We start from the raw sequence: 26676 nt of genomic DNA on the forward strand, positions 1-26676 counted from the left end.
GATGTAGAAAGAGATCGTGGGCACGGCATAAGTGCGCCTTCCACCCTACGAGAGCTCTGTCAGCGACCTTGCGTAGCCCGGATGGAGCGCAGCGCAATCCGGGGCTCGCGCGAGCGGCAAGACTGCCCCGGATTGCGCTGCGCTCCATCCGGGCCACGCGTTTCAGGCGCCCAGCGCCTTGCGGATGATGCGCGCCAGATCCGATTTGCGATAAGGCTTGGCCAGCAGCATCACGCCGGAATCCAGCCGGCCGTGATGGATGATCGCATTCTCGGTATAGCCTGACGTATAGACCACCCTGAGATCCGGGCGCGTCTTCAGGAGCTCGTCGGCGAGCTGCCGTCCGTTCATCTTGCCGGGCATGATGACGTCGGTGAACAGAAGGTCGAACGGCTTCCCGGCGGCGACGATCGCGAGCGCCTCCGCGGCGTTCGCGGCCTGCAAGGTGACGTAACCCAGCGAATGCAGCTGCGCCAGCACGTAGTCTCGCACCAGCCGGTCGTCCTCGACCACCAGGATCGTCTCGTGTCCGCCCTCGATCGTCGCCGGCGTCACCCCCTCGCCGGCCGCCGTCGGCGTCTTGCCGGGGGGCAGATACATCTTGATCGTGGTGCCGTGGCCTTCCTCGCTGTAGATCTTGATGTGGCCGGCGGACTGCTTGATGAAGCCGTAGACCATCGAAAGCCCGAGCCCGGTGCCCTTGCCCGGTCCCTTCGAGGTGAAGAAGGGGTCGAACACCCTGGTCAGGATGTTCGCAGGGATTCCGCTGCCGGTATCGCTCACGGCAATCAGCACGTAATGGCCGGGGCGGATGTCGTTGACGCTGGCATAGACCTCGTCGAGATAGGCGGCGCCGGTCTCCACGATCAGCTTGCCGCCACCGGGCATGGCGTCGCGCGCGTTGAGCGCGAGGTTGAGGATCGCGGTGGTGAGCTGGTTGGGATCGACGATCGCGACGCAGTTCTCGTCCTCGAACACCGATTCGATCTGGATCTGCTCGCCCAGCGTCGGCCGCAACAGCTTCGCGGTGTCGACGACCAGCGAGTTGATGTCGATCTCGCGCGGCTGGAGCGGCTGCTTGCGCGCGAAGGCGAGCAGGTGCTGGGTCAGGTCGGCGCCGCGCGCGGCCGCCTCGTCGATCATCTTGGTGATGGCGGCAAGCTCCGGCTCCTTCTCGACGGCCTCCGCGAGGATCTCGATCGTGCCGGTGATGACGGTGAGGATGTTGTTGAAATCGTGCGCCACGCCGCCGGTGAGCTGGCCGATCGCCTCCATCTTCTCGGCGTGCCGGATGCGCTCGTCGGCCGCGATCTTGTCGGTGAGATCGCGATAGAACACGTTGAACAGCAGGCCCTCGCGGCGCTTCAGCGCGGTGACGCTGACCTCGGCCCTGAATTCCTTGCCGTCGCGGCGGCGGCACATCAGCTCGCGGCGGCGGTTCAGCGTCCTGCCGTCCTCGTTCTCCAGGAACTGCTTCAGGCCGGCCCTGACCCTGTCGCGTTCGCTCTCGGCGACGATGAGGTCGATCGTGCTCTTGCCGAGCACCTCGTCGCGTCGCCAGCCGAACAGCTGTTCGGCCTGCGAGTTCCAGTTCAGGATGCTGCTGGTCTCGTCGGTCTGGATGAAGGCGTCGAGCGAGGTTTCGACGATATTGCGGGCGAGCCGCTCGCTCTCGCGCAGCGATTCCTGCGCGAGCCGCGCTTCCGTCATGTCGCGCCCGACAAAGAAGAAGCGATGCGCCTGCTCGGACCAGCTGCCCAGCCACGACAGCCAGACCTCGTGCCCATTGCGGTGGAAGCAGCGCGTGTCGCCGAGCTTGGGGCGCTCGCCGCGCCGCAGCGCGCGCATGTCCTCGCGCGATTGCTCCAGATGATCGGGATGAATGAAGTCGGCGCCGCTGCGGCCGATCATCTGATCCGGCCGGTAGCCGAGAATGGTCTCGCTGCTCGGACTGATCTGCGCGATATGGCCCCGCGCATCCATGATCATGATGAGATCCTGCGAGGTCTCGAAGATCTGCCGGCGTTCCTCGATCTGCTGCTGCAGCTGCCGCTCGGCCCGCCGCGCCTCGGTGAGGCTGTGCGCTGTCCCGGAGGCGCCGATGATCTCGCCCGAAGGCCCCCTGATCGGCGACAGGCTGAGCGAAATCTCGACCGGCGTGCCGTCCTTGCGCAGGCGCACCGTCTCGAACCGCTCGATCGGCTCGCCCCGCGCGATCCGTGCCAGATAGTCCTTGCCATGGTTACGGCGGTCGGGCGGGACGATGATCGCGGTGGATTTTCCGATCGCCTCGCCTGCCGAATAGCCATAGAGGCGTTCGGCTGCGGGATTCCAGCCCGTGATGATGGCATCGAGCGATTGCATCACGATCGCGTCGTCGGAGGATTCGACGGCGGCGCTGAACAAATGCTCGCGCGCCGCATGATGGCTTCGCGCTTCCTCGGTGCGGCGATGCTCCTCGATCTCGCGCTCGAGCGCGGCCGTTTTCGCCCGCGTCTCCTCGACCATCCGGGCGAAGGCGCGTGCCAGCACGCCGGTCTCGCCGCTGGCGTCGACGGGAATGTCGGCGTGACGGCCGCGGCCGATCGCCTCCACGGCCGCGGTCAGGCGACCGATCGGCCGCGTCAGCGAACGTGACAGGAGCACCGCAAGCGAAGCTGCCGCGAGCACGGCCAGGAAGCCGACCAGCAGGGACGTCTTTTGGATCGCCGCCGGGACCACGCCAAACACAGGCGCGGGAATCGTCTCGATGATCGCGACCCATTCCTTGCCAGCCAGCAGCGCAGGGGCGATGGCCGCGCCGCTTGGCTTGCCCGACCCATCGGTCATGAGCCGCGTAGATCCTTCCCGTGTGCCCGCCAGAGCCGCGAAATACGGAAAGTCCTTGCGCCAATCGTCGGGACGGTCACGCAATGTGCCGAATTCGCGCGCGCGATCGGGGTGGACGAGATAGTCGCCGCGCCCGTTCACGAGGTAGATGTCTCCTCCGGAGCTCGCGGTCGATCGGACCTGGTCGAGCGCCGGGCGCATGTCGACATTGGTGACGATGATGCCGAACGGCTTGCCGCCCGGCGCGAAGAGCGGCATCGCCGCCCGCAGGGTCGGAACGTGAGGGGCCGTGGTTCCCCCCTGCCGCGTGGCGAGCTCGACGGCCGAAATATAGATCTCGCCAGGCCCGAGTCGGATCGCCTCCTGGAAGTAGGTTCGATCGCCCTTGCGCTCGAGCTCACTGTCGGGGACGATCCGCGCGGCTCCGTTGGGGCCGGAGCGATCGACACGAACCAGCTCGAGCTGATCGTTATCAACGCCGATGATTCGAAACTGCCCGTAGATGGGCTTCGCGTCGATCTCGGCCGCCAACCGTGTCGCGATACGCTCTCGCCAGGTTTGCTCGGAGACACCGTCAGTAGGATCAACTCCGCCGCCGATATGGGCACGGATCAGGCCCTGGATGGCCGCGGCGGCGTGATAGCCGATCAGATCGCCGCGCACGCCGGCGACGTATGATTCAAGATTGGTCGCGAGCAGCCGTGACTGGGCTTCGACCCGCTCCAGCACCCGCGGAATGACGGCTTGGCTGGTGTTGCGATAGCCCAGCCAGCCCACCGCGGCCACGGTGACCGCCACCAGCAGGATCATGGCGATGGCCAGCCGCGTGGCGAGCGTCATGGGGATGCTCGTCGCGGCATTTCCGGGATGATCGCGGTCGATCTGGCCTGAAGCAGCGGAGCCCTCGTTATCTGCGGCCGGAGCTGACATCGGACCCCTCCGGCTCGCCGGCCTTCAGGCAGCCATCGACCGCGGCGAGCAGCGCCGCGGGCCTGAATGGCTTCTGCAGGCTTGCCACCGCGCCGAGCTTGGTCGCCATCTTCAGGAAGTCCGGCTCCGCATAGGCATCCGGCGTGATCGAGCGGCCGGAAATGACGATGATCGGAATGGCCGGAGCCAGCGCCCGGATGTGACGCATCGTCTCCAGCCCATCCATGCCAGGCATGAAGATATCGAGAAACAACAGATCGAACCGGCTCGCCTCGAACAGCGCAAGTCCCTTGCGGCCATCGCCGGCGACGGTGACGTGATGACCGGCCCTCTCCAGGAGCAGCCGGATCGTGAGTTGAACGGCCGGGTCGTCATCCACGATCAGGATGTTGGCCACGTCTAAATTCCTCCGGGCCGGACAGGACGTTCCTACCGGCCGCAAATCAAACCATCAAAGACGAAATTGTTGCGCGGATTCCGCCCATCCTGCAAGCACTTCGCGAAGTGCGCGCGGCCGCTTGGTCCGGTCTCGGCGGATGCCGTCATTATGCATGGTTCCGTGCACATGGCGCCGCCGCACCTTATCCCACCTGCGCGATGGCCAGAACCGTTTTTCTCGCCGTAGTTGCACGGGAGCGAGATTTCACTGAAATGAAGGCGGCCGATCAAAGTCGGCGTCAGTTCCGAAGAATGCGGCTCAATCGTGTGCAACGATGAAACGATCGGCGCGGGCTCGTTCACCTCTCCCGCAAGCGGGAGAGGGAGTGCGCCTTTCCTCGTGGCGCTAGCCCCCGTCTCATCGCTCTAATCCGTCAGATATTCCGGATAATGGCTTCGGATCTTGTCGAGCTCGCTCAGCGTGCCCGACAGGTGCTTGCGCAGATGCTGCTGCGCGGCATCGGGGTCGCCGGCCTCGATCGCACGGGTAATCAGCTTGTGGTGGCGGACGATGTTCTGGGCCTTGCCGGGTGAGGGCAGATGCAGCCTGCGCAGCCGGTCGATATGTCCACTGCTTCTGCGCACCAGCGTCCACAGCTCCTGCTTGCCGGCTGCGGCATAAAGCTGCGCGTGAAAATCATTGTCGGCGGCGATGAAGCTCGCGAAATCGCCGGCCTTGGCGAATTGCTGCTGGAGCGCGATCGCGTGGTCGAGGCGGAGGACCAGGGCCTGGTCGTGCTGCTCGGCGAGCAGCCGGACGATTTCGAGCTCGAGCGCCTGGCGCAGGAAGTGCGCCTGCTCGGCGCGGCCGACATCGACCCGGCTGACCACGGTCGCGTGCTGCGGAAACACGTCGACCAGACCTTCCTCTTCCAGCCGCATCAGGGCATCGCGGATCGGCGTCGAGCTGACGCCGAATTGCGCGGCGAGATCGGTGCGTGACAGCGGCGCGCCCGGGGGGAGTTCGAGCGCGAGAATGGCGTTGCGCAGCCGCTCGAACACCTGCGGTGCGGCCTGCCGCGCCCGGTCCAGCCGCGGCCCGCGGCGGGCGGTCGCGCGGGGCGCGGGATGGGCGGTTTCCATGCGAAGGGCTCCGGCGGGCTTGCCTTTGATGCACTAATGCATTAGTGCATCAGCAAGGCCGCTCGTCAATGGCGCCCGGAGGAAACGAACAATTATGATCAAGCCCTTTCAGCGTGGCGTTGCCGCCATCGCCCTGATCGTCGCGACCGTGCTGGCGGCTTCGCCGGCGCGTGCGCAGCAGAAGTCCGAGATCGCGCTGTCGCGCCAGCCCGGCATCTTCTACATGCCGAGCCACATCATGGAGAAGCTGAAGCTGATCGAGAAGCACGCGGCTTCGCTCGGTGTCTCCGGCGTCACCACCAAATGGATCACCTTCTCCGGCGGCGGCGCGCAGACCGATGCGCTGCTCGCGGGCGGCGTCGACATCCTCAACACCGGCACCGGCAATCTGCTGCTGCTGTGGGACCGCACCCGCGGCGGCGTGAAGGGCATCGTCGCGACCTCGGCGCAGCCGATGACGCTGATCAGCCGCGACGCCAACATCAAGTCGATCAAGGACTTCGGCCCCAGCGACAAGATCGCGGTGCCGACGGTGAAGGTGTCCACGCAGGCGATCGTGCTGCAGATCGCGGCCGCCGAGGCTTTCGGCGCCGATCAATGGTCCAAGCTCGACGCCAACACCGTGCAGCTCGGCCATCCCGACGCCTATGCGGCGCTGTCCAATCCCAAGCACGAGGTGCACAACCACTTCTCGATCCCGCCCTTCACCTTCCTGGAGCTGAAGAACGTGCCGGGCGCGCATATCGTGCTGTCGTCGCCCGATGTGATGGGCGGCCCGCTCAGCCAGGCGCAGTTCTTCACCACCACGAAGTTCGCCGACGCCAATCCGAAGATCATCCAGGCCGTGCGCGACGCCACCAAGGAAGCGCAGGACCTGATCCGCAGCGACACCAAACAGGCGGTCGAGATCTACAAGGAGATCACCGGCGACAAGACCTCGGTCGAGGAGCTGCTCCATCTTCTGAAAGAGCCCGGCATGATGGAGTGGAATCTGGAGCCGCAGGGCACGATGAAATTCGCGGCCCATCTGTTCAAGACCGGCACGCTAAAGAACCAGCCCAAGGCCTGGACGGACTATTATCTCCCCGTCGCGCACGATCTGAAGGGCAACTGATGGCGCTGCTCGACGTCAGTGGGGTGACGCTGCGCTACAAGACCTCAAGCGCCGTCGTCACCGCCACGGAGAGGGTGAGCTTTAAGGTCGACAAGTCCGACCGCTTCGTTCTGCTCGGTCCCTCCGGCTGCGGCAAGTCCACGCTGCTCAAGGCCGTTGGCGGCTACATGACGCCCAGCGAAGGCCGCATGACGATCAACGACCGCGAGATCCACGGTCCCGGCGCCGATCGCATGATGATCTTCCAGGAGTTCGACCAACTGCTGCCCTGGAAGAGCGTGCTCGCCAACGTGATGTTCCCGCTGCTGACCGCGCGCAAGCTCTCGCGCAAGGACGCGGAAGCGAAGGCGCGGGCCTATATCGAGAAGGTCGGCCTGACCCGCGTCGTCGATGCTTATCCGCACACGCTGTCGGGCGGCATGAAGCAGCGCGTCGCGATCGCGCGCGGCATGGCGATGGAGCCCGATATCCTCCTGATGGACGAGCCATTCGCAGCGCTCGACGCGCTGACGCGCCGGACCTGCCAGGACGAGCTGCTCCAGCTCTGGAGCGAGACCAAGTTCACGGTGCTGTTCGTGACCCATTCGATCGCGGAAGCGATCCGCATCGGTAACCGCATCCTCTTGCTGTCGCCGCATCCCGGCCGCGTCAAGGCCGAGGTGGTCGATGTCGACAAGGTCGGAAGCGAAGACGGCAGCGCCGGCCGGCTGGAGAAGGAGATCCACGATCTCCTGTTCGCCGGCGAAGCCACCGCGCATTGAGGAGCCTCTGATGGGCGAAGCCAAGATATTGCTGCGCGCAGAGCCGGCCGCCGCTTCGGCTGCCGGCGAGGTCGAGCGCAAGCTGAGCGTGCCTGAAATGCTCTGGAACGACGGCTTCGTCCGCAAGACCGTCATCATCCTGTTCCTGGCGGCGATCTGGGAAGCCTACGGCGTCGCTCTCGACAATCCGCTGTTGTTCCCGACGCTGCATGACACCGCCATCACGCTGTTCGACCGTGTCAAGGATGGCACCATTCCGATGCGGGCTTGGACCTCGCTGAAGGTGCTGTTCATGGGCTATTCGGCCGGCATCGTGCTGGCGGCGATCTTCACCATCCTCGCCATCTCCACCCGGATCGGCACCGATTTCCTCGAGACGGTGACCGCGATGTTCAACCCGCTGCCGGCGATCGCGCTGCTGCCGCTCGCCTTGATCTGGTTCGGCCTCGGCAATGGCAGCCTGGTCTTCGTGCTGATCCACTCGGTGCTGTGGCCGGTCGCGCTCAACACCCATTCCGGCTTCAAGAGCGTGTCCAACACGCTGCGCATGGTCGGGCGCAATTACGGCCTGCGCGGCTTGCCCTATGTCGCCAGGATTCTCATCCCGGCCGCCTTCGGCTCGATCCTCACCGGCCTCAAGATCGGCTGGGCCTTCGCCTGGCGCACGCTGATCGCGGCCGAGCTGGTGTTCGGTGTGTCCTCGGGCCAGGGCGGGCTCGGCTGGTTCATCTTCGAGAACCGCAACCTGCTCGACATACCCGCAGTGTTCGCGGGCCTCTTGACGGTGATCATCATCGGGCTCTTTGTCGAGAACCTGATCTTCCGCGCCATCGAGCGGAACACCGTGCAGAAATGGGGCACCCAATCATGACCAAGAAGAAAACACCCGACCAGCTCCGCAGCGCGCGATGGTTCGCGCCCGACGATCTCCGCTCGTTCGGCCATCGCTCCCGCACCATGCAAATGGGCTATGCGCCCGAGGAGTGGAAGGATCGCCCCATCATCGCGATCCTCAACACCTGGTCGGACGCGCAGCCCTGCCACATGCACTTCAAGTCGCGCGTCGACGACGTCAAGCGCGGCATCCTGATGGCCGGCGGCCTCCCGCTGGAGCTGCCCGCGCTGTCGCTGTCGGAATCGCTGCTCAAGCCGACCACCATGCTCTATCGCAATCTGCTGGCGATGGACGCGGAGGAGCTGCTGCGGAGCCATCCGGTCGACGGCGTCGTGCTGATGGGCGGCTGCGACAAGACCACGCCGGCACTGCTGCTGGGCGCGACCTCGATGAACATCCCGGCGATCTACCTGCCGGCAGGCCCCATGCTGCGCGGCAATTGGAAGGGCAAGACGCTCGGCTCCGGCTCGGACGGCTGGAAATATTGGGACGAGCGCCGCGCCGGAAAGATCTCCGACAAGGACTGGCTCGACATCGAGGCCGGCATCGCCCGCAGCTACGGCACCTGCATGACCATGGGCACCGCTTCGACCATGACCGCGATCGCGGAGGCGATCGGCATGACGCTGCCCGGCGCTTCCTCGATCCCCGCCGCCGATGCCAATCACATCCGCATGGCCAGTGAATGCGGCCGCCGCATCGTCGAGATGGTGTGGGAGGATCTGACGCCGAAGACGGTCCAGACCCGAAAAGCCTTCGAGAACGCGATCGCGGTGGCGATGGCGATGGGCTGCTCGACCAACGCCATCATCCACCTGATCGCCCAGGCCCGCCGCGCTGGCCAGGACATCGGCCTCGATGATTTCGAGATCGCGAGCCGCAAGGTGCCCGTGATCGCCAACGTCCGTCCCAGCGGCGATGCCTATCTGATGGAGGACTTCTTCTACGCCGGCGGCCTGCCGGCGCTGATGGGCCAGATCAAGCCGCATCTGCACCTCGACTGCATCACCGTGACAGGGAAGACGGTGGCTGAGAACATCGAAGGCGCCGAGGTGCACAATGCCGACGTGATCCGCGGCGTCGACAATCCCATCTACAAGGAGGGCGCGCTCGCGGTGCTCAAGGGCAATCTCGCGCCCGATGGCTGCGTCATCAAGCCGAGCGCATGCGCGCCGCGCTTCCTCAAGCACACGGGACCAGCGCTGGTGTTCGACGATTATCCTTCGATGAAGAAGGCGGTCGACGATCCCAACCTCGACGTCACCGAAGATCACGTCCTCATCCTGCGCAATGCCGGGCCGCAGGGCGGGCCGGGCATGCCGGAATGGGGCATGCTTCCGATCCCGACAAAGCTGGTGAAGCAGGGCGTGCGCGACATGGTGCGCATCTCTGATGCGCGCATGAGCGGGACCAGCTACGGCGCCTGCATCCTGCACGTCTCGCCGGAATCCTACATCGGCGGCCCGCTGGCGCTGGTGCAGAACGGCGATCGCATCACGCTCGACGTGGCCGCGCGCACCATCAATCTCGACGTCCCCGAAGCCGAGCTCGCAAAACGCCGCGCCGCCTGGAAGCAGCCCGAGCGCCGCTTCGAGCGCGGCTATGGCTGGATGTTCACAAAACACATCAAGCAGGCCAATGACGGCTGCGACTTCGACTTCCTCGAGACCGATTTCGGCGCGCCGATCGGCGAGCCTTCGATTTATTGATGACCCCGTCATTCCGGGTTCGCGCTACGCGCGCCCCGGAATGACGACAGAGAGAGCGTAACAAATGACAAGACTCAGCGAAGCCACCCGCACCAAGCTCAAATCGGTCTCCACCGCGACCGTCGCCACCGCGCTGTTCAAGCGCGGCCTGCGCATCCAGATGATCCAGGACGTGCATCCGGTCGGTGCGGACCAGCCGACCATGGTCGGCGAAGCCTTCACGTTGCGCTACATGCCGGCGCGCGAAGACCTCAACACGATCGAGGTCTTCAAGGACCGCTCGCATCCGCAGCGCAAGGCGGTCGAGGATTGTCCGCCGGGTGCCGTGCTGGTGATGGACAGCCGCAAGGACGCGCGCGCGGCCTCCGCCGGCGCGATTCTGGTGACGCGCCTGATGAAGCGCGGCGTCGCCGGCGTCGTCACCGACGGCGGCTTTCGCGATTCCGCGGAGATCGCCAGGCTCGGCATTCCCGCCTATCACCACCGCCCGAGCGCGCCGACCAACCTGACGCTGCACCAGGCGATCGAGATCAACGTACCCATCGGCTGCGGCGATGCGCCGGTGTTTCCGGGCGACGTCATCCTCGGCGATGCCGACGGCGTCATCGTCATCCCCGCGCATCTCGCGGACGAGATCGCCAACGAGACCTTCGAGATGACGGCGTTCGAGGATTTCGTCACGGAAGAGGTCGGCAAGGGCCGCGGCATCTTCGGTCTCTATCCCGCCACCGACCCGCAGACGCTCACCGATTTCGCGGAATGGCGGAAGAAGAACGGCCGGTAAGGCATAACGAATTCACGTCGAGAAACGGGCCGGCCGCATCAAGCGCCGGCCTTTTGACAAGCAGGGAGGATTTCCATGAACTTCACGCGACGTAACCTCATGGCCGGCGCCGGTGCGGTGGCCGCTTCCACGTTGCTCGCCCGCGCCGCCGGCGCGCAGTCGTTCCCGTTCACGCCGAACCAGCGCTATCCTGATCCCGCGGTCCAGATCCTCGATCCGAGCTTCGCCAAATACCGGCTCTATTCTTCGACGGTGGAGCAGGTCGCGACCGGCTTCCGCTGGGCCGAAGGCCCGGCCTATTTCCCCGAAGGCGGCTACCTGCTGTTCTCGGACATTCCCAACAACCGGATCATGAAGTTCGACGAGAAGACCGGGCAGACCAGCGTGTTCCGCGCCAACGCCAACTACGCCAACGGCAATGCGCGTGACCGCCAGGGCCGCCTCGTCACCTGCGAGCATTCCGTCACCCGCCGCATCACCCGCACCGAGAAGGACGGCAAGATCACCGTGCTCGCCGACAAGTTCGAGGGCAAGCGGCTGAACGCGCCGAACGACATCGTGGTGAAGTCTGACGACAGCATCTGGTTCACCGATCCGCTGTTCGGCATCAACGGCGAGTGGGAAGGCAAGAAGGAGAAGGCCGAGCAGGCCACCACCAACGTCTACCGCATCGCCAAGGACGGCAAGATCAGCGCCGTGCTCACCGACCTCGTCAATCCCAATGGCCTCGCCTTCTCGCCAGACGAGAAGAAGCTCTATGTCGTCGAATGGAAGGGTACGCCCAATCGCAGCATCTGGAGCTACAATGTTGGCGACGACGGCGCGCTCAGCGGCAAGACCAAGCTGATCGACGCCGCCGACCAGGGCTCGCTCGACGGCTTTCGCGTCGATCGCGACGGCAATCTCTGGTGCGGCTGGGGCTCCAACGGCGCGCTGCAATCCGAGCCGAGCGACATCGGCGGCCGCAAGGTGTTTCAGCTCAAGGCGAGGCCCGAGGATCTCGACGGCGTCATGGTGTTCAATCCGGACGGCAAGCCGCTCGCCTTCATCAAGCTGCCCGAACGCTGCGCCAATCTCTGCTTCGGCGGGCCGAAGAACAACCGGCTGTACATGGCGAGCAGCCACTCGGTGTATGCGCTGTATCTCGAGGCGCACGGGGCGGTGTGAGCCTTTTGCCTCTCCCCGCTTGCGGGGAGAGGCCGTAGCCCGGATGGAGCGAAGCGTAATCCGGGAGCAGTCTTCAGTTGCGCGAACCCCGGATTTCGCTGCGCTCCATCCGGGCTACAAGATTACGCCTCCGCCATCCCCGCCGCCCATAGCGCGAACGCATAGACGATCGCGACCTCGTCGAGCCGGTCGAACCGCCCCGAGGCGCCGCCATGGCCGGCACCCATGTTGGTGCGGAGCAGGACCGGGCCGCCGCCGCTCATGGTGGCGCGCAGGCGGGCGATCCATTTGGCGGGCTCCCAATAGGTGACGCGCGGATCGGTCAAGCCGCCCATCGCCAGGATTGCCGGATACTCTTTCGCCGCGACATTGTCGTAGGGCGAGTAGGACAGGATGGTGCGAAAATCCTTCTCGCTCTCGATCGGGTTGCCCCATTCCGGCCATTCCGGCGGCGTCAGCGGGAGCGTGTCGTCGAGCATGGTGTTGAGCACGTCGACGAACGGCACCTCGGCGACGATGCCGGCGAACAATTCACCGGCGCGGTTGGCGACCGCGCCCATCAGCATGCCGCCGGCCGAGCCGCCATGGCCGACGATGCGCTTGGCGCTGGTGTATTTCGCTGAGATCAGCGCGCGCGCGCTGGCTGCGAAATCGTCGAACGAATTCGTCTTCTTCTCGCGCTTGCCGTCGAGATACCAGCCCCAGCCCTTGTCGGCCCCGCCGCGAATATGGGCGATGGCGTAGACGAAGCCGCGGTCGACCAGCGACAGGCGGTTGGCGTTGAACGAGGCCGGCATCGCCATGCCGTAGGAGCCGTAGCCGTAGAGCAGCAGCGGCGCCGTGCCGTCGAGCTTCAGCCCGCGGCGATGGAGGATCGACACCGGCACCTCGGCGCCGTCATGCGCCTTCGCCATGATGCGCGTCGTGACGTAGTCGGCCGCATCGTGGCCAGACGGAATCTCCTGGCGCTTGCGTAAGGTGCGCGTGCGCGTGACCATGTCGTAGTCATAGACCTCCGACGGTGTCGTCATCGACGAATAGGCGAAACGCAGATTCGTGGTTTCGAATTCGTAGGAGCCCATCGTATCCAGCGAATAAGCGGCCTCGTCGAAGGCGATGGCGTGCTCCTCGTTCGACGTGAGATCGCGGATCACGATCGACGGCAGCGCGTTGGCGCGCTCCAGCCGCACCAGATGACCGGCATAGAGATCGAGGTCGATGATGTAGATGCCGGGGCGATACGGAATCAGGTCGCGCCAGTTCTTGCGTTCGGGCTGGGCAAGCGGCGCCGTGACGATCTTGAAGTCGATGGCATCATCCGCATTGGTCAGGATGAACAGTTCGTCGCCGCGGTCGGCGAGCGAATATTGCACGCCCTCTTCGCGCGCCGCGACGAGGCGCGGCGGCGCCTCGGGATTGGCGAGGTCGATCAGCCGCTGCTCCGACGTCTCGTGGTCGCCGCCCGCGATCACGCAGAAGCGGCCGCTGGTGCTCTCGTGCAGATGGGTGAACCAGCCGGCATCCTGCTCCTCGTAGACCAGCGTATCGTCGGCCTGCTTGGTGCCGAGCCTGTGACGCCAGACCTGCATGGGGCGGTGGTTGTCGTCGAGCTTCACGTAGAAGAAGGACTTGGCATCCGCGGCCCAGACCACGCCGCCGTCGGTTTCCTCGACGAGGTCGTCAAAGTCCCTGCCGCTCGCCCAGTCGCGGACGCGGATGGAGAAATATTCCGAGCCGTTGGTGTCCGCACTCCAGGCCTGCATCTTGTGATCCCAGGAGTGCCGGCTGCCGCCGAACTTGAAATATTTGTGGCCCTTGGCGAGCGCGTCGCCGTCGAGCACGATCTTGCCCTCGCCCTCGCCGCCATCGCGCGGCATGCGGCCGAACAGCTCGTGCTGCCCGCCCTCGCGGAACCTGCGGAAATAGGCGAACGGCCCGTCCGGCGACGGCACGCTGGAATCGTCCTCCTTGATCCGCCCGCGCATCTCGCGCACCAGCGTCTTCTGCAAGCCCGCCGTATGGCCGAGCAGGCTCTCGGTGTAGACATTCTCTTCGTCGAGATATTTGCGGATGTCAGGATCCAGCACGGTGGGATCGCGCAGCACCTCCTGCCATTTGTCGTCCTTCAACCAGGCATAGTCGTCGGTCACGGTGATCCCGTGCCGCGTGAAGGAATGCGGCCGGCGCGGGGCGACGGGGGGCTTCGAAGGTGTATTGGTCTGGGTCACTCGGTCCTCGTTCGTGTCCGACGTCGCTGCGTTTCACCTCGCCGCTTGCGGGGAGCGGGCTCGCGCGTTCCCTTATATCGTCCCGATTCCACGAATTGCCAGCACGTCTGCTGGAGATCGCCGGGTTGTTGATCGCTCCCGTCTATGCTTTACGAACCAATATCCCCGCCGCCGGTCCAGCCTGATGCTGTTCAATTCCTACCCGTTCATCCTGCTGTTCCTGCCGATCGTGCTGGCCGGCTATTTCTGGCTCGGGCGGCGCAGCAATCTCACGCCGGTGATCTGGCTGGCGCTGGCCTCGCTCGCCTTCTACGCGATCGGCAACTGGCAGTTCGTGGCCCTGTTGCTGCTGTCGATCGCGTTCAACTACGGCATCGGTCATCTCCTGATCGTGGCGAAGCTGACGTCGTCGCAACGCAAGGCGGCGCTCGCGCTCGGCGTCGCCGGCGATCTCCTCGTGCTCGGCATCTTCAAATATGCCGGCTTCGTCACCGAGAACGTCAACGCGCTGCTCGGCACGCATGCCGCGGTCCACATCCTGCTGCCGGTCGGCATCTCCTTCTACACCTTCACGCAGATTGCGTTCCTGGTCGATGCCTATCGCGGCCAGGTCGCGGCCTATGCGCTGCCGCATTACGCGCTGTTCGTGACCTATTTCCCGCATCTGATCGCAGGGCCCATCCTGCACCACAAGGACATGATCCCGCAATTCGAGCGGGAGGAAACGAAGCATCCGGACGGCCATCTCATGCTGTGCGGCGTCATCATCTTCGCCATCGGCCTGTTCAAGAAGACCTGCCTGGCCGACGGCATCCAGCCGCTGGTCGCGCTCGCCTTCGAGGCGCGCTCGCCGAGCTTCGACCAGGCCTGGCTGGGTGCGCTCGCCTACACCTTCCAGCTCTATTTCGATTTTTCCGGCTATTCCGACATGGCAATCGGAATTTCGCTGATGTTCGGCATCTTCCTGCCCGTGAATTTCAACTCGCCCTACAAGGCGACCAGCATCGTCGAGTTCTGGCGGCGCTGGCACATGACGCTGTCGCAATTCCTGCGCGACTATCTCTATATCGCGCTCGGCGGCAACCGCAGGGGACGCGTGCTGCGTTACGTCAATCTGCTGATCACGATGCTGCTCGGCGGCCTCTGGCACGGCGCGGCCTGGACGTTTGTCGTGTGGGGCGCGTTGCACGGGGTGTATCTCTGCGTCAATCACGCCTTCAATGCCTTGGTGCCGAAAGCTCCGCCGCTGCTTGAACGCCCGTCTCGCATCGCGGGCGCTGCGCTGACGTTCCTCGCCGTCGTGGTCGCCTGGGTGTTCTTCCGTGCCGCGACTGTGGAATGGGCGTTGCGCGTCCTTCGCGCCATGGCCGACCCCTCGAATATCGTGTTCGGCCGCGAGGAGATCGCGGCGCTGGTGATGGTCGCCATCTACGCCGCGCTGGTCTGGCTGGCGCCGAACACGCAGAGCATCATGGGATACGACCACGCGGGCCGCAGGGTCGGCGAAGCCTTGCGGGCAGGGCGGATGCGGCCGCTGTTCCTCTATGCGGCGTCGCTGGTGCTGGCGTTCGGGATCCTGGGGATCCAGAGCCACAGCGAATTCATCTATTTCCGGTTCTGATGCAGGGTGCGTTCACACAATTGAAGCGTCTTTTGCTCGCCGGCATCGCGTGCGTGCTGGGCGCGGCCTTGCTCACCTATGCCGTCGATCCCCTGCAACTGTTCCGCCCTTCGCATCTAGCCTTCTATTCCGACGACACGCGGGTGCAGAATGCCGGGCTGATCCGCAGCCAGTCGTTCGACACCGCCTTCATGGGCACCTCGCTCGCGATCCATTTCCGCCAGAGCGACATCGATCGCGCGCTCGGCACCCGCTCGCTCAAGCTGGCGATGACCGGCTCCAACTCGCGCCAGCAGGGTTTCGTGCTGGAGCAGGCGATCGACCGTGGCGCTAAGCGCGTGATCTGGGCGATGGACGATTTTATCTTTGTCGATGCCGCCGACATCGAGACCGATCCTTATCTCTCCGTCGATCTCTATCGCGGGACGGCAAAGGGCATCGCGTCCTACCTGTTCAGCGCCGCCATGGCGAAGGAATCGCTGTTCGCGCTGCTGCGGTCTGTGCCACCGCTGCGGACGCCGCTGACGCGAGCCGCGCCCTATCTGCCCGTCAAGTTCGCGCTCGCCGACGTCGACGACATCTACGCGCTGCCGCGAGATTTCGACGTTGCGCGCGACTACAACGCGAAGAAGGCGCTTGCCTCCTTTGCCTATATCACCAGCCCGGTGCGCAGCCGCTTCCTCGGCGAAGGCTATAGTTACGACGCCATGGTGCGGCATTTCGAGCGCGACGCCGTCGACTTGGTCGCGCGCCACCCCGACGTGACCTTTGACATCTACTTGCCGCCCTATTCGATCCTGCAGTTCGTCGCGATGCGCGAGGCGTCACCGGAGACGCTGAAGATCGTCACCGACCTCACGGCGCGCATCGCCGAGCGGCTGACGCAGCTTCCCAATGTTCGCCTGCACGACTTTCGCGCGATCAAGGCGGTGACTCACGATCTGGATAATTACAGCGACGTCATCCACCATTCGCCGAAGGTAGATGCGATGGTGCTGCAATGGCTGAGAAGCAGCGAATATCGCGTCGATCCGAACGCGCCACTTGCGTCGCTAAATGAGCTTAAGAAGCAGGTGGAAGCGTATCGCGTCGAGCGCTGATCTTTCCCTCTCCCCTTGTGGGAGAGGGTGGCTCGCCGCGAAGCGGCGAGACGGGTGAGGGGTCTCTATCCGCGCGTGAAAATCTCACGATGCGATTCGCGGAGATTACTCCTCATCCGGCGCTTCGCGCCACCTTCTCCCACAAGGGGAGAAGGAAGAAAGCGCCCTACGCCGGCACCTCGTCCCCGAGATACGACACCGCCGCTTCCAGCCCGCCCTTGCCGTGCGGGATCTTCAGCGCGTTCAAGGCGATCTCAACCACCCCGAGGGTGCCGAGCAGCATCGGTGCGTTGACGTGGCCCATATGGGCGATGCGGAAGGCCTGGCCGGAGAGGTCGCCGATGCCGGTGCCGAGCACGACGCCGCATTTGTCCTTGCAATAGCGTTGCAGCACGGCCGGATCATGCCCGTTGCTCATGGTCACCGTGGTCACGGTGTTGGAGCGCTCGCTGGCTTCGGCGACGTTGAAGCCGAGCACCTGGCCTTCCGACCATGCGGCAACGGCGCGGCGCGCGGCTTCGCCGAGCAGGCTGTGGCGGCGGAAGGCGTTCTCGAGCCCTTCCTCGTGCAGCATGTCGATCGCCTTGCGCAAGGCGAACAACAGATGCACCGGCGCGGTGCCGGCATATTTGCGATAATTCTCGGTGCCCTCGCGCTCGCTCCAGCTCCAATAGGGCGTCGACATATTGGCCTTCTTGTGCACCTCGAGCGCGCGCGCATTGGCGGCGACGAAGCCGAGGCCGGGCGGCGTCATCAGGCCCTTCTGCGAGCCGGACATCGCGACGTCGATGCCCCATTTGTCCATCTCGAACGGCATGCAGCCGAGCGAGGCCACGGTGTCGACCATGTACAGCGCGGGGTGGCCGCTCGCCTTGATCGCCCTGCCGATCGCCTCGATGTCGTTCTGCACGCCCGAGGCAGTGTCGACCTGGACCACGACGACGGCCTTGATCGTGTGCTCCTTGTCGCGGCGCAGGCGCTCCTCGACCTCGTGCGGCCGCACCGCGCGGCGCCAGTCGCCCTTGAGCACCTCGACCTCGGCGCCCATCAGCGCCGCCGCATTGCCCCAGCCGATCGCGAAACGTCCGCTCTCCAGCACCAGCACCTTGTCGCCACGCGACAGCACGTTGCTGAGCGCCGCTTCCCAGGCGCCGTGACCGTTGGCGATGTAGATGTAGGACTTGCCCTTGGTCGCAAACAGCTTCGAGATGTCGCCGAGCAGGCTCTCGGTCAGGTCGAGCATCTCCTTGGAGTAGATGTCGATCGCCGGACGATGCATCGCCCGCAACACCTCGTCGGGCATCGTGGTGGGCCCGGGGATGGCCAGAAATTCCCGGCCCGCGCGAACGGTCATTGCTGTCAGTCCTTATTGCCAGAGATACAGATTGGTGGGTTGCTGATTCACAGTCTTACGCGGGGCGAGGGCCTCGGAAAAGCGCACAAAACGCAGGGCTGGGTTATCGCTTCGTCTCGCGGCAGCCCGCGGCCTCGGCCTCTTCGACCGAGCAGAACCAGCGGGTGCCCTTGCTGATCTTCATCCTGATCTGGGTGTACCAGCGGCTGGTCGGCTGGTGAAAGATGCATTCGCCGGCGCTGTTGACGTTGCCCTTGATGGTGCAATCCGGGGAAGGCGCGACCGGCCCCGAGGCCGAGGCGAGCAGCACCGCATGCGCTCCGTCGGGCGGCTTGGTGGCGCCCAGGATGACGGTCTTCTTGTTGCGGACGCGCCAGTCCCAGGGCGCGATGAAAGCGCCCTGCCACATCCCGGCCTTTGCCTCGCGCGCGGCCTTTTCGTCGGCTTCGTAATCGTGGGACATGCGGGTATAGGCCAACGCCCAGCCGGCGCGCACCAGCCATTTCTGGATGTCCTCGCCGCCGACCTCGCAGCGCGCCACGGTGCGGCCACGCCGGTCGATCGAGCGGGTGTGACAGACCCAGCTCTTGCCCTCGGCAAATTTGGCGAGCTCGTCGCGCGCGGCGACGCCGCAGGTCCAGCGCTCGGCCTTGGTGTTGAGGCAGAGCTGGTCGAGTGCGGGCGCGTCGATGCCGCCGAGCCGGATCCGCGTGTTGCCGATCACCACGGCATCGCCGGCGCGGACTTTTGCCGTGCCGGTGATGTCGGCGGCCTCGGCCAGCGAGGGGAGCGCGAGGAGAGACAGCGCAATCAGGAATTTTCGCAACATGCCGGTCCGCGTGGGATGAACATCTCGATAAGCCGCGCAATTGTGGTCGGCTTTTGGCCGCCGGGCCAGCTTATGCCTGACAGATCGGCTTTCAACTTCCCGTCATCTTGCGACGGCCTCTCGGCTCGTGTCCCGGACGCGCTGCAACGCGTCGCGTTGCTGCGCAGAGCCGGGATCCAGAAATTCACAGACGCATCTCGCAGAGGCATGGGCCCCGGCTCTGCAGCGCACCGCCGAAGAGGCGCTGCGCTGCGTCCGGGGCACGGATACAATGTGCCCTCACCCCCGCGCCATCGCCCGCTTCGCCACCGCCAATCCCATCAGCACGAAGGCCGACGTCACCTCCGGCCCGCCGACCAGAATCCGCGTCGGCGTCTTCATCTTGTTCCATTCATAGGCGCGGAACGGGCCGCGGCGGCCGCCTTCGCCAAGGCTCGCGACGATGACGTTCAGCGCCGGCGCGAAGGCGCGCGGGTCGGCGCCGAGATGGCCGAGCGCGATCAGCGCCAGTGCGGCGTCGAACACGTTCATCTCCGCGGCCATCAGCTCGCCCTTGACGTAGGACAGCACGCGGTGACGGATGAAGTCGAAATCGCCGGCGGGATCGATCGCGGCCTGCGCCGAAAGCGGCAGCGCCAGGAAAGCCGCATAGCAGCGGCCGAAATAGGCGCTGTAGAGTTCCGGCAGGTAGTAGATGTGCGAGCGCGGATTGGAGAAGGCGCCGCTCGCGGCCAGCCGCTTCTGGAAGCCGATGATGCGATGCACCGTGGCGAGCCGCGACGGTGTCTCCAAAACCTTCCAGCGCGCCAGGTTGCGGAAGCTCACCTCGAGAATGTCGAGATTGAGCGTCGGGTCGAGATCGTTTCCGTAGGGACGCTCGCCCTTGAGGTTGTCGATCCAGGTCGCGACCCCGCCCTCATAGTCGATATTGTCGTTGAGCGGCACGGTCACGCGCGGCGCGTTGACGCCGGCATGCACCTGATAGCCGGCATAGAAGTCGAGCAGCGGCTGGTCGATGATCGCATCGCGGCAGCCCGCCTGCGTCGCCGCCGAGATCGAGCAGGCCGTGGTGTCGCAATCCGGCACGTAGATGCCGAAGCCGAGATCCTGCTTGATCTGTGCGAAGTAGCGCGAGAACCGCGGATGCGGCGCGGGCGCGAGTGCCGTGACGACGTTGAAGCGCGCGCCGTCGATGCCCTCGACCTCCTCGCGGCTGATGTTGACGCAGAAATCCACCATGTCGGCAATGGCGCGCTCCGCTGCGACCTTGTCGGCCGGCGAGGCCAGTCCGGTCTCGCCATAGCTCAGCAGCGCCTCGATGAAGAATGCGTCGTAATAGGCCGAGCGGTGCCGGATCTGCACCGGCTCCCACATCGGCTCGGCGATGCCGCGCCAGGGCGGGTTGACAACGGCGGCGGCCTTCGAGCGCGCGATGAAGACGCGGGCGAGGTTGAACAGCAGCGAAGAATTCTTGTAGCCGCGGGCATTGAGGCCGGTGAGCGCCATGATCAGTTCGCGGCCGCGGAAGTCGGGATCGCCGATCAGATTGAAGGCGGCATAGGTCGGCAGAAAGCCGTGCTTGCGGTAGGAGCCGAGCAGATGCTGCGCGCAGTCGCGGATCACGCTGTCGATCTGCGCCGGCGGCGGGGCGGAGCCGGTGAACATCGCCGGCGGCGGCTTGGGGTGGTCGAGCGCGATGCTGTCGACGAGATCGGCGACCGGCTGGCCGACCGCCGCCCAGTCGGGTTCGGCCTCGTCGCGGGCGCGCGCCAGCGCCTGCCGCAGCGCCGTCAGCCTGGCCTCGTCGCGCAGCTCGGGCAGGCCGGCGCGCCGCAGCAGCACCCGCAGCGCGGGATTGCCGAGCGCAGTCTTGTAGAACTTGGCGAGATGCGGATCGCCGCTGGCCGGGCCTGACAGGATGGGATCGCAGACATCGTAAAGCGAGGGGCCGTCCTTCGGCGCCAGCAGCGCCCGGCAGGCGGCGCCGGCAAAATATTGAAAGCTCATGAAATACTCGGTCGCGGGGACTTCGGCAGGGTTAGGCCAGGGGCCGGCCGGCGCGCTCCCAGCCCCGCGCCACCCCCATGCAAGTCGTTGAAAAGGCTACCCGGATTCGCAGGAAATACAAATGTGACAGAGGTCACGGAAAAGCCGGCGGAAGGGCTGCATTTTGAGGGCCCCGGATGATACGGGGAAACACGGAAATGCAGAAATCTGGAGAAGAAAATTATCCAGCGTCTTCAGAAGCTTAAATCAAATTTTGGGCAATCTATTGCCGGGGCCCCTATATCCGGTTAAAGGTTTGTTTGGTGCGGCGCCGCAAATTGCGCGCAATTCGGGGGCACATCCCCGGCCGATCCCTCAAACCTAAAGACGCTATCGCGCTACTCAAACAGTGTGCGCGCGCTTGGCTGGTCTTTGGCACAGGAACCGAACCGAGATGAACGTAAAGCAGCTCGACCTTTCCCGACGCACCATCGCGGTGGCCGCAGCCCTGATCGGCTCGGTCTCGCTGGTGATCGGCGCCCATGCTGCTCTCAACATGCGTGCGATCGATGCCGCCAAGGCCGTCTCGACCGACCAGATCACCGGCTCGATCGGCCAGTCCTCGCGCCTCGCCCTCGTCATCGGCAATGGACATTATCCCGACGCCAGCGCGCCGCTGACGCAGTCGATCAACGACGCCCGCGCGCTGTCCTCGTCCCTGCGCAAGAACGGCTTTGACGTCGACATGGTGGAAGACGCGACCCGGGACGACATGGTTCGTGCCGTGAGCCGCCTCAAGTCCCGGATCAAGCGCGACACCGTCGTCATGCTGTTCTTCGGCGGCTATGGCGTGCAGGCGGGACGCGAGAGCTACATGCTGCCGGTCGATGCCGCGATCTGGAAGGAAAGCGACGTGCGCCGCCAGGGCGTCTCGATCGACGGCGTGCTCGACATGATGAAGGAGCAGGGCGCCAAGGCCAAGCTCGTCGTCGTCGACGCCTCCCGCCGTAACCCCTACGAGCGCCGCTTCCGCTCCTACAGCCACGGTCTCGCGCCGATCAGCGCGTCCGACAATGCGCTGATCCTCTCCTCGGCCTCGCCCGGCAAGGTTGTGGACGACGGCAAGGGCGAGCACAGCGTGCTGGTCAGCGAGTTCCTCAACAACCTCAATTCCAAGGGCAGCGCCGAAAGCGTCTTCAACAAGACCCGCCTCGCCATCTCCCGCGCCAGCGAAGGCGATCAGGTCCCGACCGTCTCCTCCTCGCTGCTCGAAGACGTCCATTTCGGCGAAGCCGGCGGCTAGTTTCCTTAGATCTTGAGACGTCTCGTGCCCCGGACGCGGCGCATCATGCAATGATGCGACGCTGAGCCGGGGTTCATTATTTTGGGTGTTTTTTTGCGGCGACATGGGTCCCTGTGTATCGAAATCCTGTCATGGTGGAGTGGGCGGGAAGCCGTTGGGTCCTTGGCGCTTGACGCCGTGAGCCGGCTCGGTCTCCCGCCCGTTCCATCTATCAACCTGAACAGTTGCACGAGGCTGCGCCAACAGACCTCGCATCACAGGGACAGGCACCATGATCATACGCCCTCGTTACGTCGGAATCGACGTCTCCAAACGATATCTCGATATCTTCGATGAGAGCCTGGGCGTGCCGGAGCGCATCGCCAACGCGCCGCAGGCCATCACACAGATCGCGGCGCGTTGGCGCTGCGATGTGCTGGTCGTCTTTGAAGCCACGGGCGTCTATGACCTTGAGCTTCGTGAGGCGCTCAGCCAGGCCGGCATCCGCTTTGCCCGGATCAACCCGGCCCGGGCCCGGGACTTTGCGCGCGCCAGCGGCCAGCTCGCCAAGACCGACCCGATCGATGCCCGGATGCTGGCGAGCTTTGCCCGGGCCATGCAGCCTGCCGCTGAGCAGGCTGCCAATCCTGCCCGCAATGCCCTGGCGGGGCTTGCAAAACGGCGGGATCAACTGGTTCTCATGCGTGCCCAGGAGAAGAACAGGCGCAGCGAGGCCGAGGACCGCGCCATGGCCGATCGCATCGGTCGGCTCATTGAAGTCCTCGACAATGAGATCGCCGCAATCGAGGCCGATATTAGCGCACTGATCAAGACTGAGCCGGAGGTCTCCGATGATGCGCAGTTGATGCGGTCACTTCCCGGCGTGGGCCCCGTAACCTGCATGCAGCTGATCGCGCAGATGCCGGAACTCGGAAAAGTGGGACCGAAGCAGGTGGCCGCGCTCGCCGGCCTGGCTCCCTTCAACGTCGACAGCGGCGCTTACCGCGGCAAGCGGAAGATCGTCGGGGGCCGAAAGCGCGTCCGCGATGCCCTCTACATGGCCGCTCTCAATGCGGTCCGCCGGGCCGATCCATTCAAGGCCTTCTACGCTCGACTGCGACAGGCCGGTAAACCTGCCAAGCTCGCTCTCATTGCCGTTGCCAGGAAGCTGTTGACGGTCCTCAACGCCATCATGCGCGATCGAAAGCCGTACCTGTACACTAGACCAACATAACAGTTGCCGGCCCTGCGCAGCAGCGTTACACGCTGCAGCGCGTCCGGGACACGAGAGTTGTCGAGAGACTACTTCGCCGCTTCCGCGGCCATCACCGGGCGCACCGGATCGCCTTCACGCAGCAGCGCGCCGGCGCGGGCGACGACGACGTCGCCTTCGTTGAGGCCGTCGCGGACCTCGATATTGCCGCCCGACATCAGGCCGACCTCGACGCGCTTGGTCTCGACGCGGTTGCGGCGGATCACCTGAACCACAGTGCCGGCCGAGGAATATTGCACTGATGTCAGCGGCACCGCGACGTTGCAGCTCTGTCCGGTCTTGATCAGCGCGCGGCCGCTCGCCTTCAGCAGCAACCGCTTCTGCGAGGAAATTCCGATATAGACCATGCCCTGCTGGATGTTGGGCTCGACGGTCGGGCCGATGCGGCGCACCTTGCCCTCGATGTCGCCGGCCCCCGCGATCCGCACCGTCGCCGGCTGGTTGACGGCGAGCTTGCGCACATCGGTGGTCGCCACGAGGCCGACGAGATCGTATTCGCTGCGCGCCACGATCGTGAACAGCGCCTCGCCCTTGGCCGAGGCGAAATTGCCGATCTGGGCGGTCGACGTCGCGATCACGCCCGCCACGGGCGCGGTGACCTGCAGCGTGCCGCCCTCGGGCAGCGCCAGCCGCGCCAGCACCTGGCCGGCGGTGGTGGTGTCGCCTGCTTCCGCCAGCACGTCCGTGACCTTCAGGCCCGGGCGCTCGGGCCGCACCGAGGTTTCCTCCCGCGCGATGATCGTGCCGGTGGCTTCGACGATGTCGGAGAAGCAGGATTTTGCGACCTTCAGCACCGTGACCGCCGGCCCCTTGGGCGCCTCGTCATCGGCGGCTCTGGCCGGAGATTGACCGAGGATCAGCACCCCGGCGACGGCTGCGGGACACAGGCTTCGAACAACGGCACGGGGCAAATGACGCATCGGAAATTCCACGGGTTCTATGCCTCCCATCGATAGCAGATGGCGGGGGCGCGGACTACGGCGGCATGGCCCCGAAAGGGAGGCCGCGCCGACGCGGGCCATCTTGGCAAGTCTTTGATTAGTCGCGTGATTGGACAACAGGTTCGCTTCTTATGAGCGATGCGTTGCGAACCGACCTACTCCCAAAGTGCGGACTATCACGGTCTTCTCAGCTGCCAGAGCCGCCTGTATGGAACTAAGATGGGGTGACGCGGTATCGCGGCCGCACGGCTCATGGTCGAGAGGCGGGATGCAACGGTTCGTTTGCGAGCAGAATATCGTTCATTTCGAGCGGCTGCTCAATGAAGCGGCCGATCCGACGGTGCAGAACACCGTGCGCGCGCTGCTGGCCTCGGCGAAGCGCCAATTGGCGTTGCTGAACTCGGCGGCGTCAGGAGCCGACGCGACGCCGCTTGAACAGCGCCGGCGGCAGCATGGCGACGCCGAGTTGATCCGCAGGCAATTCCAGCCCGAATTCGAGGCGTCACCGCATCCCTATATGCTGCTGGACCCAGGGCCGGGCCTGTTGATCGTCGACGTCAACGACGCCTATGCGGCCGCGACCTTGACCGGCCGGGCCGACATCGTCGGCCGGTCGCTGTTCGAGATATTTCCTGACAATCCCGACGATCCGCTCGCCGATGGCGTCAGCAACCTCTACGGCAGCCTGAGGATCGTCGGTGAAACCGGGCAGGCGCATGCCATGGCGGTCCAGCGCTACGACATCCGCGATCCCGACGGGGTCTTCGTCGAGCGCCATTGGCAGCCGATCAACTCGCCGATCCACGATGCGGCAGGCCATCTGGTCTACCTGCTGCACCACGTCGAGGACGTCACGGCGCAAGTCACCGGGCAAGTCACCGGGCGGCCGTAAAGCCTCTCAGCCGCGGCGGTTGCCCGCCAGCTTGCCGCTGGCCCGCTCGATCAGATGCAGCCGCGTGCAGGCCGGACAGGACACCGATACATGCGTGCGGTCGGTCGGCTCGTCATTGAGCCGATGCTGCACGTTCATGCCGGTCTGCGGGCACTTGAAGACGATCTGACGGTCCATGACCGCTGATATGACAATAAGTCGCGCCTTCCGAAATTACGGATGTTTACGTAGGCCGGCCCGGCCCCCCTCACGGCAGGGTCAGGAACTCCACCCAGTTCGGCTTCTTGCCGGTCGGATAGGATTTCAGCTTGGCCAGCGCGCCGCTGCTCTGGTCGATCGCGTACACCGTCATGCTGTCGGAGAGCTCGCCGACTGCGGCGAGGTAGCGCCCCGAGGGATCGACCTGGAAGCCGCGCGGCTGCTTCTCGGTCGGCACGCTGCCGATCGTGGTCAGCTTGCCGCTTGATACGTCGACCTTGTAGGCCGTGAGCGTGCTGGTGGTGCGCTCGGAGGCGTAGAGAAAGCGGCCGTCCGGGGTGATGTGGATGTCGGCGGCCCAGGGCTTTCCTGAAAAGCCTTCCGGCAGCGCGGTGGTGCGCTGGATCTCGTCCCAGGCGCCGCTCCTGGCTTCATAGGTGAATGCCGCGACGTCGCCGTTCAGCTCGTGCAGGAGATAGACGAACTTGCCATTGGGGTGGAACACGAAGTGCCGCGGCCCCGATTTCTCCGGCACCTTGTGGGCCGGCGGATCGCTCGGCGTCAGCGTGCCCGTGGTGGCATCGAACGCGAAGGCCAGCACCTGGTCGGAGCCGAGATTGGTCGCGAACACGAAGCGGTTGTCGGGCGAGGGCAGGAAAGCGTGCGCGTTCAGCCCGGTCGGGATCACCTGCTTCGGCTCGCCGGCGACGCCGTTCGCGTTCAACGGATTCAGCGCGACCTTGTTGCCGCCATAGGAGGCGCTGAACAGGAACTTGCCGCTGTGGTCGACGGCGATATTGGCCATGCTGTCGGCCAGCGGTCCGTTGCCGGCAGGGCTGAGCTGGCCCGTCCTGGGATCGATCGCAAAGCTCACGGCCTGATAGGGCTGCGAGCGCACGCCGGCAATCAGCACGCGGTGATCGGGCGTGATCGCGAGCGGCGTCGAGGAGCCGGGCTTGTCGACGCCCGTGAAGGCGGCCGTCTGCACCGGACTCATCTCGCCGCTCTCGGTCATCTTGAACACGCTGATGTCGTTGCTGTCGGCGTTGCCGACATAGGCGAAGGTGTCGGCCATGCCGGCGCGGACTCCAGAAATGAGAGTGAGGGCAGCGAACAGGGTGGTGGCGATCGCAGCGCGTGGCGATGCGCTGCGTCGGGTCGGTCTCGACATGGGCTCCTCCTGAAGGCCGCGGCGCGGCATTGCCGTTTTGCCGACGAGGATAGCGGGCGGCGCACCGCCGCACCAAATTCCAATGGGGATC

The 26676-nt window shown here is 65.2% G+C and carries 21 protein-coding genes; 11 read left to right on the forward strand and 10 right to left on the reverse strand.

Annotated features, from left to right (window positions below; translation table 11 throughout):
* Positions 1-162: 162 nt before the first annotated feature.
* The 3 genes from AC0WRY_RS02280 to AC0WRY_RS02290 all read right to left on the reverse strand — a co-directional run bounded on the left by AC0WRY_RS02280 (position 163) and on the right by AC0WRY_RS02290 (position 5280).
* Positions 163-3759, reverse strand: coding sequence for a PAS domain S-box protein (locus AC0WRY_RS02280; protein WP_194405492.1), 3597 nt, complete (start codon positions 3757-3759; stop codon positions 163-165).
* Positions 3737-4156, reverse strand: a complete 420-nt coding sequence (locus AC0WRY_RS02285; RefSeq protein WP_194405493.1) for a response regulator — start codon at positions 4154-4156, stop codon at positions 3737-3739. The genes AC0WRY_RS02280 and AC0WRY_RS02285 overlap by 23 nt, the downstream gene beginning before the upstream one ends.
* 407 nt (positions 4157-4563) lie before the next feature.
* On the reverse strand, positions 4564-5280 hold the full coding sequence (locus tag AC0WRY_RS02290; protein ID WP_194405494.1) for a GntR family transcriptional regulator: 717 nt from the start codon (positions 5278-5280) through the stop codon (positions 4564-4566).
* Positions 5281-5374: 94 nt separating this feature from the next.
* Between AC0WRY_RS02290 and AC0WRY_RS02295 the strand changes: the two genes are divergently transcribed.
* The 6 genes from AC0WRY_RS02295 to AC0WRY_RS02320 all read left to right on the forward strand — a co-directional run bounded on the left by AC0WRY_RS02295 (position 5375) and on the right by AC0WRY_RS02320 (position 11710).
* Positions 5375-6394, forward strand: a complete 1020-nt coding sequence (locus tag AC0WRY_RS02295; RefSeq protein ID WP_194405495.1) for an ABC transporter substrate-binding protein — start codon at positions 5375-5377, stop codon at positions 6392-6394.
* Positions 6394-7155 (forward strand): ABC transporter ATP-binding protein, encoded by a 762-nt coding sequence (locus AC0WRY_RS02300; RefSeq protein WP_194405496.1) that lies wholly within the window; start codon positions 6394-6396, stop codon positions 7153-7155. Before AC0WRY_RS02295 ends, AC0WRY_RS02300 begins: the two co-directional genes overlap by 1 nt.
* Before the next feature lie 10 nt (positions 7156-7165).
* Positions 7166-8026, forward strand: coding sequence for an ABC transporter permease (locus AC0WRY_RS02305; RefSeq protein WP_194405497.1), 861 nt, complete (start codon positions 7166-7168; stop codon positions 8024-8026).
* On the forward strand, positions 8023-9759 hold the full coding sequence (gene araD, locus AC0WRY_RS02310; protein ID WP_194405498.1) for an L-arabinonate dehydratase: 1737 nt from the start codon (positions 8023-8025) through the stop codon (positions 9757-9759). The genes AC0WRY_RS02305 and araD overlap by 4 nt, the downstream gene beginning before the upstream one ends.
* 64 nt (positions 9760-9823) lie before the next feature.
* The gene (locus tag AC0WRY_RS02315; protein ID WP_194405499.1) at positions 9824-10543 is read left to right on the forward strand and encodes a ribonuclease activity regulator RraA; all 720 of its coding nucleotides are present in this window, start codon (positions 9824-9826) and stop codon (positions 10541-10543) included.
* A 75-nt stretch (positions 10544-10618) separates the two neighbouring features.
* Positions 10619-11710 carry an SMP-30/gluconolactonase/LRE family protein gene (locus AC0WRY_RS02320; protein WP_194405500.1) on the forward strand — a complete coding sequence of 364 codons (1092 nt, stop codon included), beginning with the start codon at positions 10619-10621 and terminating at the stop codon, positions 11708-11710.
* 122 nt (positions 11711-11832) lie between these two features.
* On the opposite strand, the gene AC0WRY_RS02325 is transcribed toward AC0WRY_RS02320, so the two are convergent.
* The gene (locus tag AC0WRY_RS02325; RefSeq protein WP_194405501.1) at positions 11833-13938 is read right to left on the reverse strand and encodes a S9 family peptidase; all 2106 of its coding nucleotides are present in this window, start codon (positions 13936-13938) and stop codon (positions 11833-11835) included.
* A gap of 184 nt (positions 13939-14122) precedes the next feature.
* On the opposite strand from AC0WRY_RS02325, the gene AC0WRY_RS02330 reads away from it, so the two are divergent.
* Both AC0WRY_RS02330 and AC0WRY_RS02335 read left to right on the forward strand, forming a co-directional pair.
* Entirely contained in the window at positions 14123-15559 is a 1437-nt protein-coding gene (locus AC0WRY_RS02330; RefSeq protein ID WP_194405502.1) for an MBOAT family O-acyltransferase, read from the forward strand.
* A complete protein-coding gene (locus tag AC0WRY_RS02335) occupies positions 15559-16659 on the forward strand; it encodes a hypothetical protein (RefSeq protein ID WP_194405503.1) in 1101 nt (366 codons plus the stop codon). Before AC0WRY_RS02330 ends, AC0WRY_RS02335 begins: the two co-directional genes overlap by 1 nt.
* 166 nt (positions 16660-16825) lie before the next feature.
* Here AC0WRY_RS02335 and AC0WRY_RS02340 read toward each other — a convergent pair whose 3' ends face one another.
* The 3 genes from AC0WRY_RS02340 to AC0WRY_RS02350 form a co-directional block, all read right to left on the reverse strand.
* A complete protein-coding gene (locus tag AC0WRY_RS02340; RefSeq protein WP_194405504.1) occupies positions 16826-18013 on the reverse strand; it encodes a pyridoxal-phosphate-dependent aminotransferase family protein in 1188 nt (395 codons plus the stop codon).
* Between the two features lie 103 nt (positions 18014-18116).
* On the reverse strand, positions 18117-18842 hold the full coding sequence (locus AC0WRY_RS02345; protein WP_194405505.1) for a thermonuclease family protein: 726 nt from the start codon (positions 18840-18842) through the stop codon (positions 18117-18119).
* 279 nt (positions 18843-19121) lie between these two features.
* The gene (locus tag AC0WRY_RS02350) at positions 19122-20849 is read right to left on the reverse strand and encodes a hypothetical protein (RefSeq protein WP_194405506.1); all 1728 of its coding nucleotides are present in this window, start codon (positions 20847-20849) and stop codon (positions 19122-19124) included.
* Between the two features lie 433 nt (positions 20850-21282).
* On the opposite strand from AC0WRY_RS02350, the gene AC0WRY_RS02355 reads away from it, so the two are divergent.
* Both AC0WRY_RS02355 and AC0WRY_RS02360 read left to right on the forward strand, forming a co-directional pair.
* Positions 21283-22131: a caspase family protein gene (locus tag AC0WRY_RS02355; RefSeq protein WP_211420080.1), complete on the forward strand. Its 849-nt coding sequence runs from the start codon at positions 21283-21285 to the stop codon at positions 22129-22131.
* A 271-nt stretch (positions 22132-22402) separates the two neighbouring features.
* The gene (locus tag AC0WRY_RS02360) at positions 22403-23344 is read left to right on the forward strand and encodes an IS110 family RNA-guided transposase (RefSeq protein WP_491121955.1); all 942 of its coding nucleotides are present in this window, start codon (positions 22403-22405) and stop codon (positions 23342-23344) included.
* 68 nt (positions 23345-23412) lie between these two features.
* Here AC0WRY_RS02360 and AC0WRY_RS02365 read toward each other — a convergent pair whose 3' ends face one another.
* Complete coding sequence (locus AC0WRY_RS02365; protein ID WP_194405508.1) at positions 23413-24303, reverse strand: efflux RND transporter periplasmic adaptor subunit; 891 nt, start codon at positions 24301-24303, stop codon at positions 23413-23415.
* Between the two features lie 289 nt (positions 24304-24592).
* On the opposite strand from AC0WRY_RS02365, the gene AC0WRY_RS02370 reads away from it, so the two are divergent.
* Positions 24593-25216, forward strand: a complete 624-nt coding sequence (locus AC0WRY_RS02370; RefSeq protein ID WP_194405509.1) for a PAS domain-containing protein — start codon at positions 24593-24595, stop codon at positions 25214-25216.
* A 6-nt stretch (positions 25217-25222) separates the two neighbouring features.
* Here AC0WRY_RS02370 and AC0WRY_RS02375 read toward each other — a convergent pair whose 3' ends face one another.
* Together AC0WRY_RS02375 and AC0WRY_RS02380 are read right to left on the reverse strand one after the other, a co-directional pair.
* The gene (locus tag AC0WRY_RS02375) at positions 25223-25393 is read right to left on the reverse strand and encodes a hypothetical protein (protein ID WP_194405510.1); all 171 of its coding nucleotides are present in this window, start codon (positions 25391-25393) and stop codon (positions 25223-25225) included.
* A gap of 70 nt (positions 25394-25463) precedes the next feature.
* Positions 25464-26585 (reverse strand): lactonase family protein, encoded by a 1122-nt coding sequence (locus AC0WRY_RS02380; RefSeq protein ID WP_194405511.1) that lies wholly within the window; start codon positions 26583-26585, stop codon positions 25464-25466.
* Positions 26586-26676: the final 91 nt, after the last annotated feature.

The organism is Bradyrhizobium sp. T-12, assembly GCF_058314695.1.

Coding starts and splice junctions, on each gene's coding strand:
- AC0WRY_RS02380 (WP_194405511.1), bottom strand. CDS start 26,585: ATGTCGAGACCGACCCGACGCAGCGCATCGCCACGCGCTGCGATCGCC.
- AC0WRY_RS02300 (WP_194405496.1), top strand. CDS start 6,394: ATGGCGCTGCTCGACGTCAGTGGGGTGACGCTGCGCTACAAGACCTCA.
- AC0WRY_RS02290 (WP_194405494.1), bottom strand. CDS start 5,280: ATGGAAACCGCCCATCCCGCGCCCCGCGCGACCGCCCGCCGCGGGCCG.
- AC0WRY_RS02370 (WP_194405509.1), top strand. CDS start 24,593: ATGCAACGGTTCGTTTGCGAGCAGAATATCGTTCATTTCGAGCGGCTG.
- AC0WRY_RS02330 (WP_194405502.1), top strand. CDS start 14,123: ATGCTGTTCAATTCCTACCCGTTCATCCTGCTGTTCCTGCCGATCGTG.
- AC0WRY_RS02335 (WP_194405503.1), top strand. CDS start 15,559: ATGCAGGGTGCGTTCACACAATTGAAGCGTCTTTTGCTCGCCGGCATC.
- AC0WRY_RS02315 (WP_194405499.1), top strand. CDS start 9,824: ATGACAAGACTCAGCGAAGCCACCCGCACCAAGCTCAAATCGGTCTCC.
- AC0WRY_RS02305 (WP_194405497.1), top strand. CDS start 7,166: ATGGGCGAAGCCAAGATATTGCTGCGCGCAGAGCCGGCCGCCGCTTCG.
- AC0WRY_RS02365 (WP_194405508.1), bottom strand. CDS start 24,303: ATGCGTCATTTGCCCCGTGCCGTTGTTCGAAGCCTGTGTCCCGCAGCC.
- AC0WRY_RS02350 (WP_194405506.1), bottom strand. CDS start 20,849: ATGAGCTTTCAATATTTTGCCGGCGCCGCCTGCCGGGCGCTGCTGGCG.
- AC0WRY_RS02360 (WP_491121955.1), top strand. CDS start 22,403: ATGATCATACGCCCTCGTTACGTCGGAATCGACGTCTCCAAACGATAT.
- araD (WP_194405498.1), top strand. CDS start 8,023: ATGACCAAGAAGAAAACACCCGACCAGCTCCGCAGCGCGCGATGGTTC.
- AC0WRY_RS02355 (WP_211420080.1), top strand. CDS start 21,283: ATGAACGTAAAGCAGCTCGACCTTTCCCGACGCACCATCGCGGTGGCC.
- AC0WRY_RS02320 (WP_194405500.1), top strand. CDS start 10,619: ATGAACTTCACGCGACGTAACCTCATGGCCGGCGCCGGTGCGGTGGCC.
- AC0WRY_RS02375 (WP_194405510.1), bottom strand. CDS start 25,393: ATGGACCGTCAGATCGTCTTCAAGTGCCCGCAGACCGGCATGAACGTG.
- AC0WRY_RS02340 (WP_194405504.1), bottom strand. CDS start 18,013: ATGACCGTTCGCGCGGGCCGGGAATTTCTGGCCATCCCCGGGCCCACC.
- AC0WRY_RS02295 (WP_194405495.1), top strand. CDS start 5,375: ATGATCAAGCCCTTTCAGCGTGGCGTTGCCGCCATCGCCCTGATCGTC.
- AC0WRY_RS02280 (WP_194405492.1), bottom strand. CDS start 3,759: ATGTCAGCTCCGGCCGCAGATAACGAGGGCTCCGCTGCTTCAGGCCAG.
- AC0WRY_RS02345 (WP_194405505.1), bottom strand. CDS start 18,842: ATGTTGCGAAAATTCCTGATTGCGCTGTCTCTCCTCGCGCTCCCCTCG.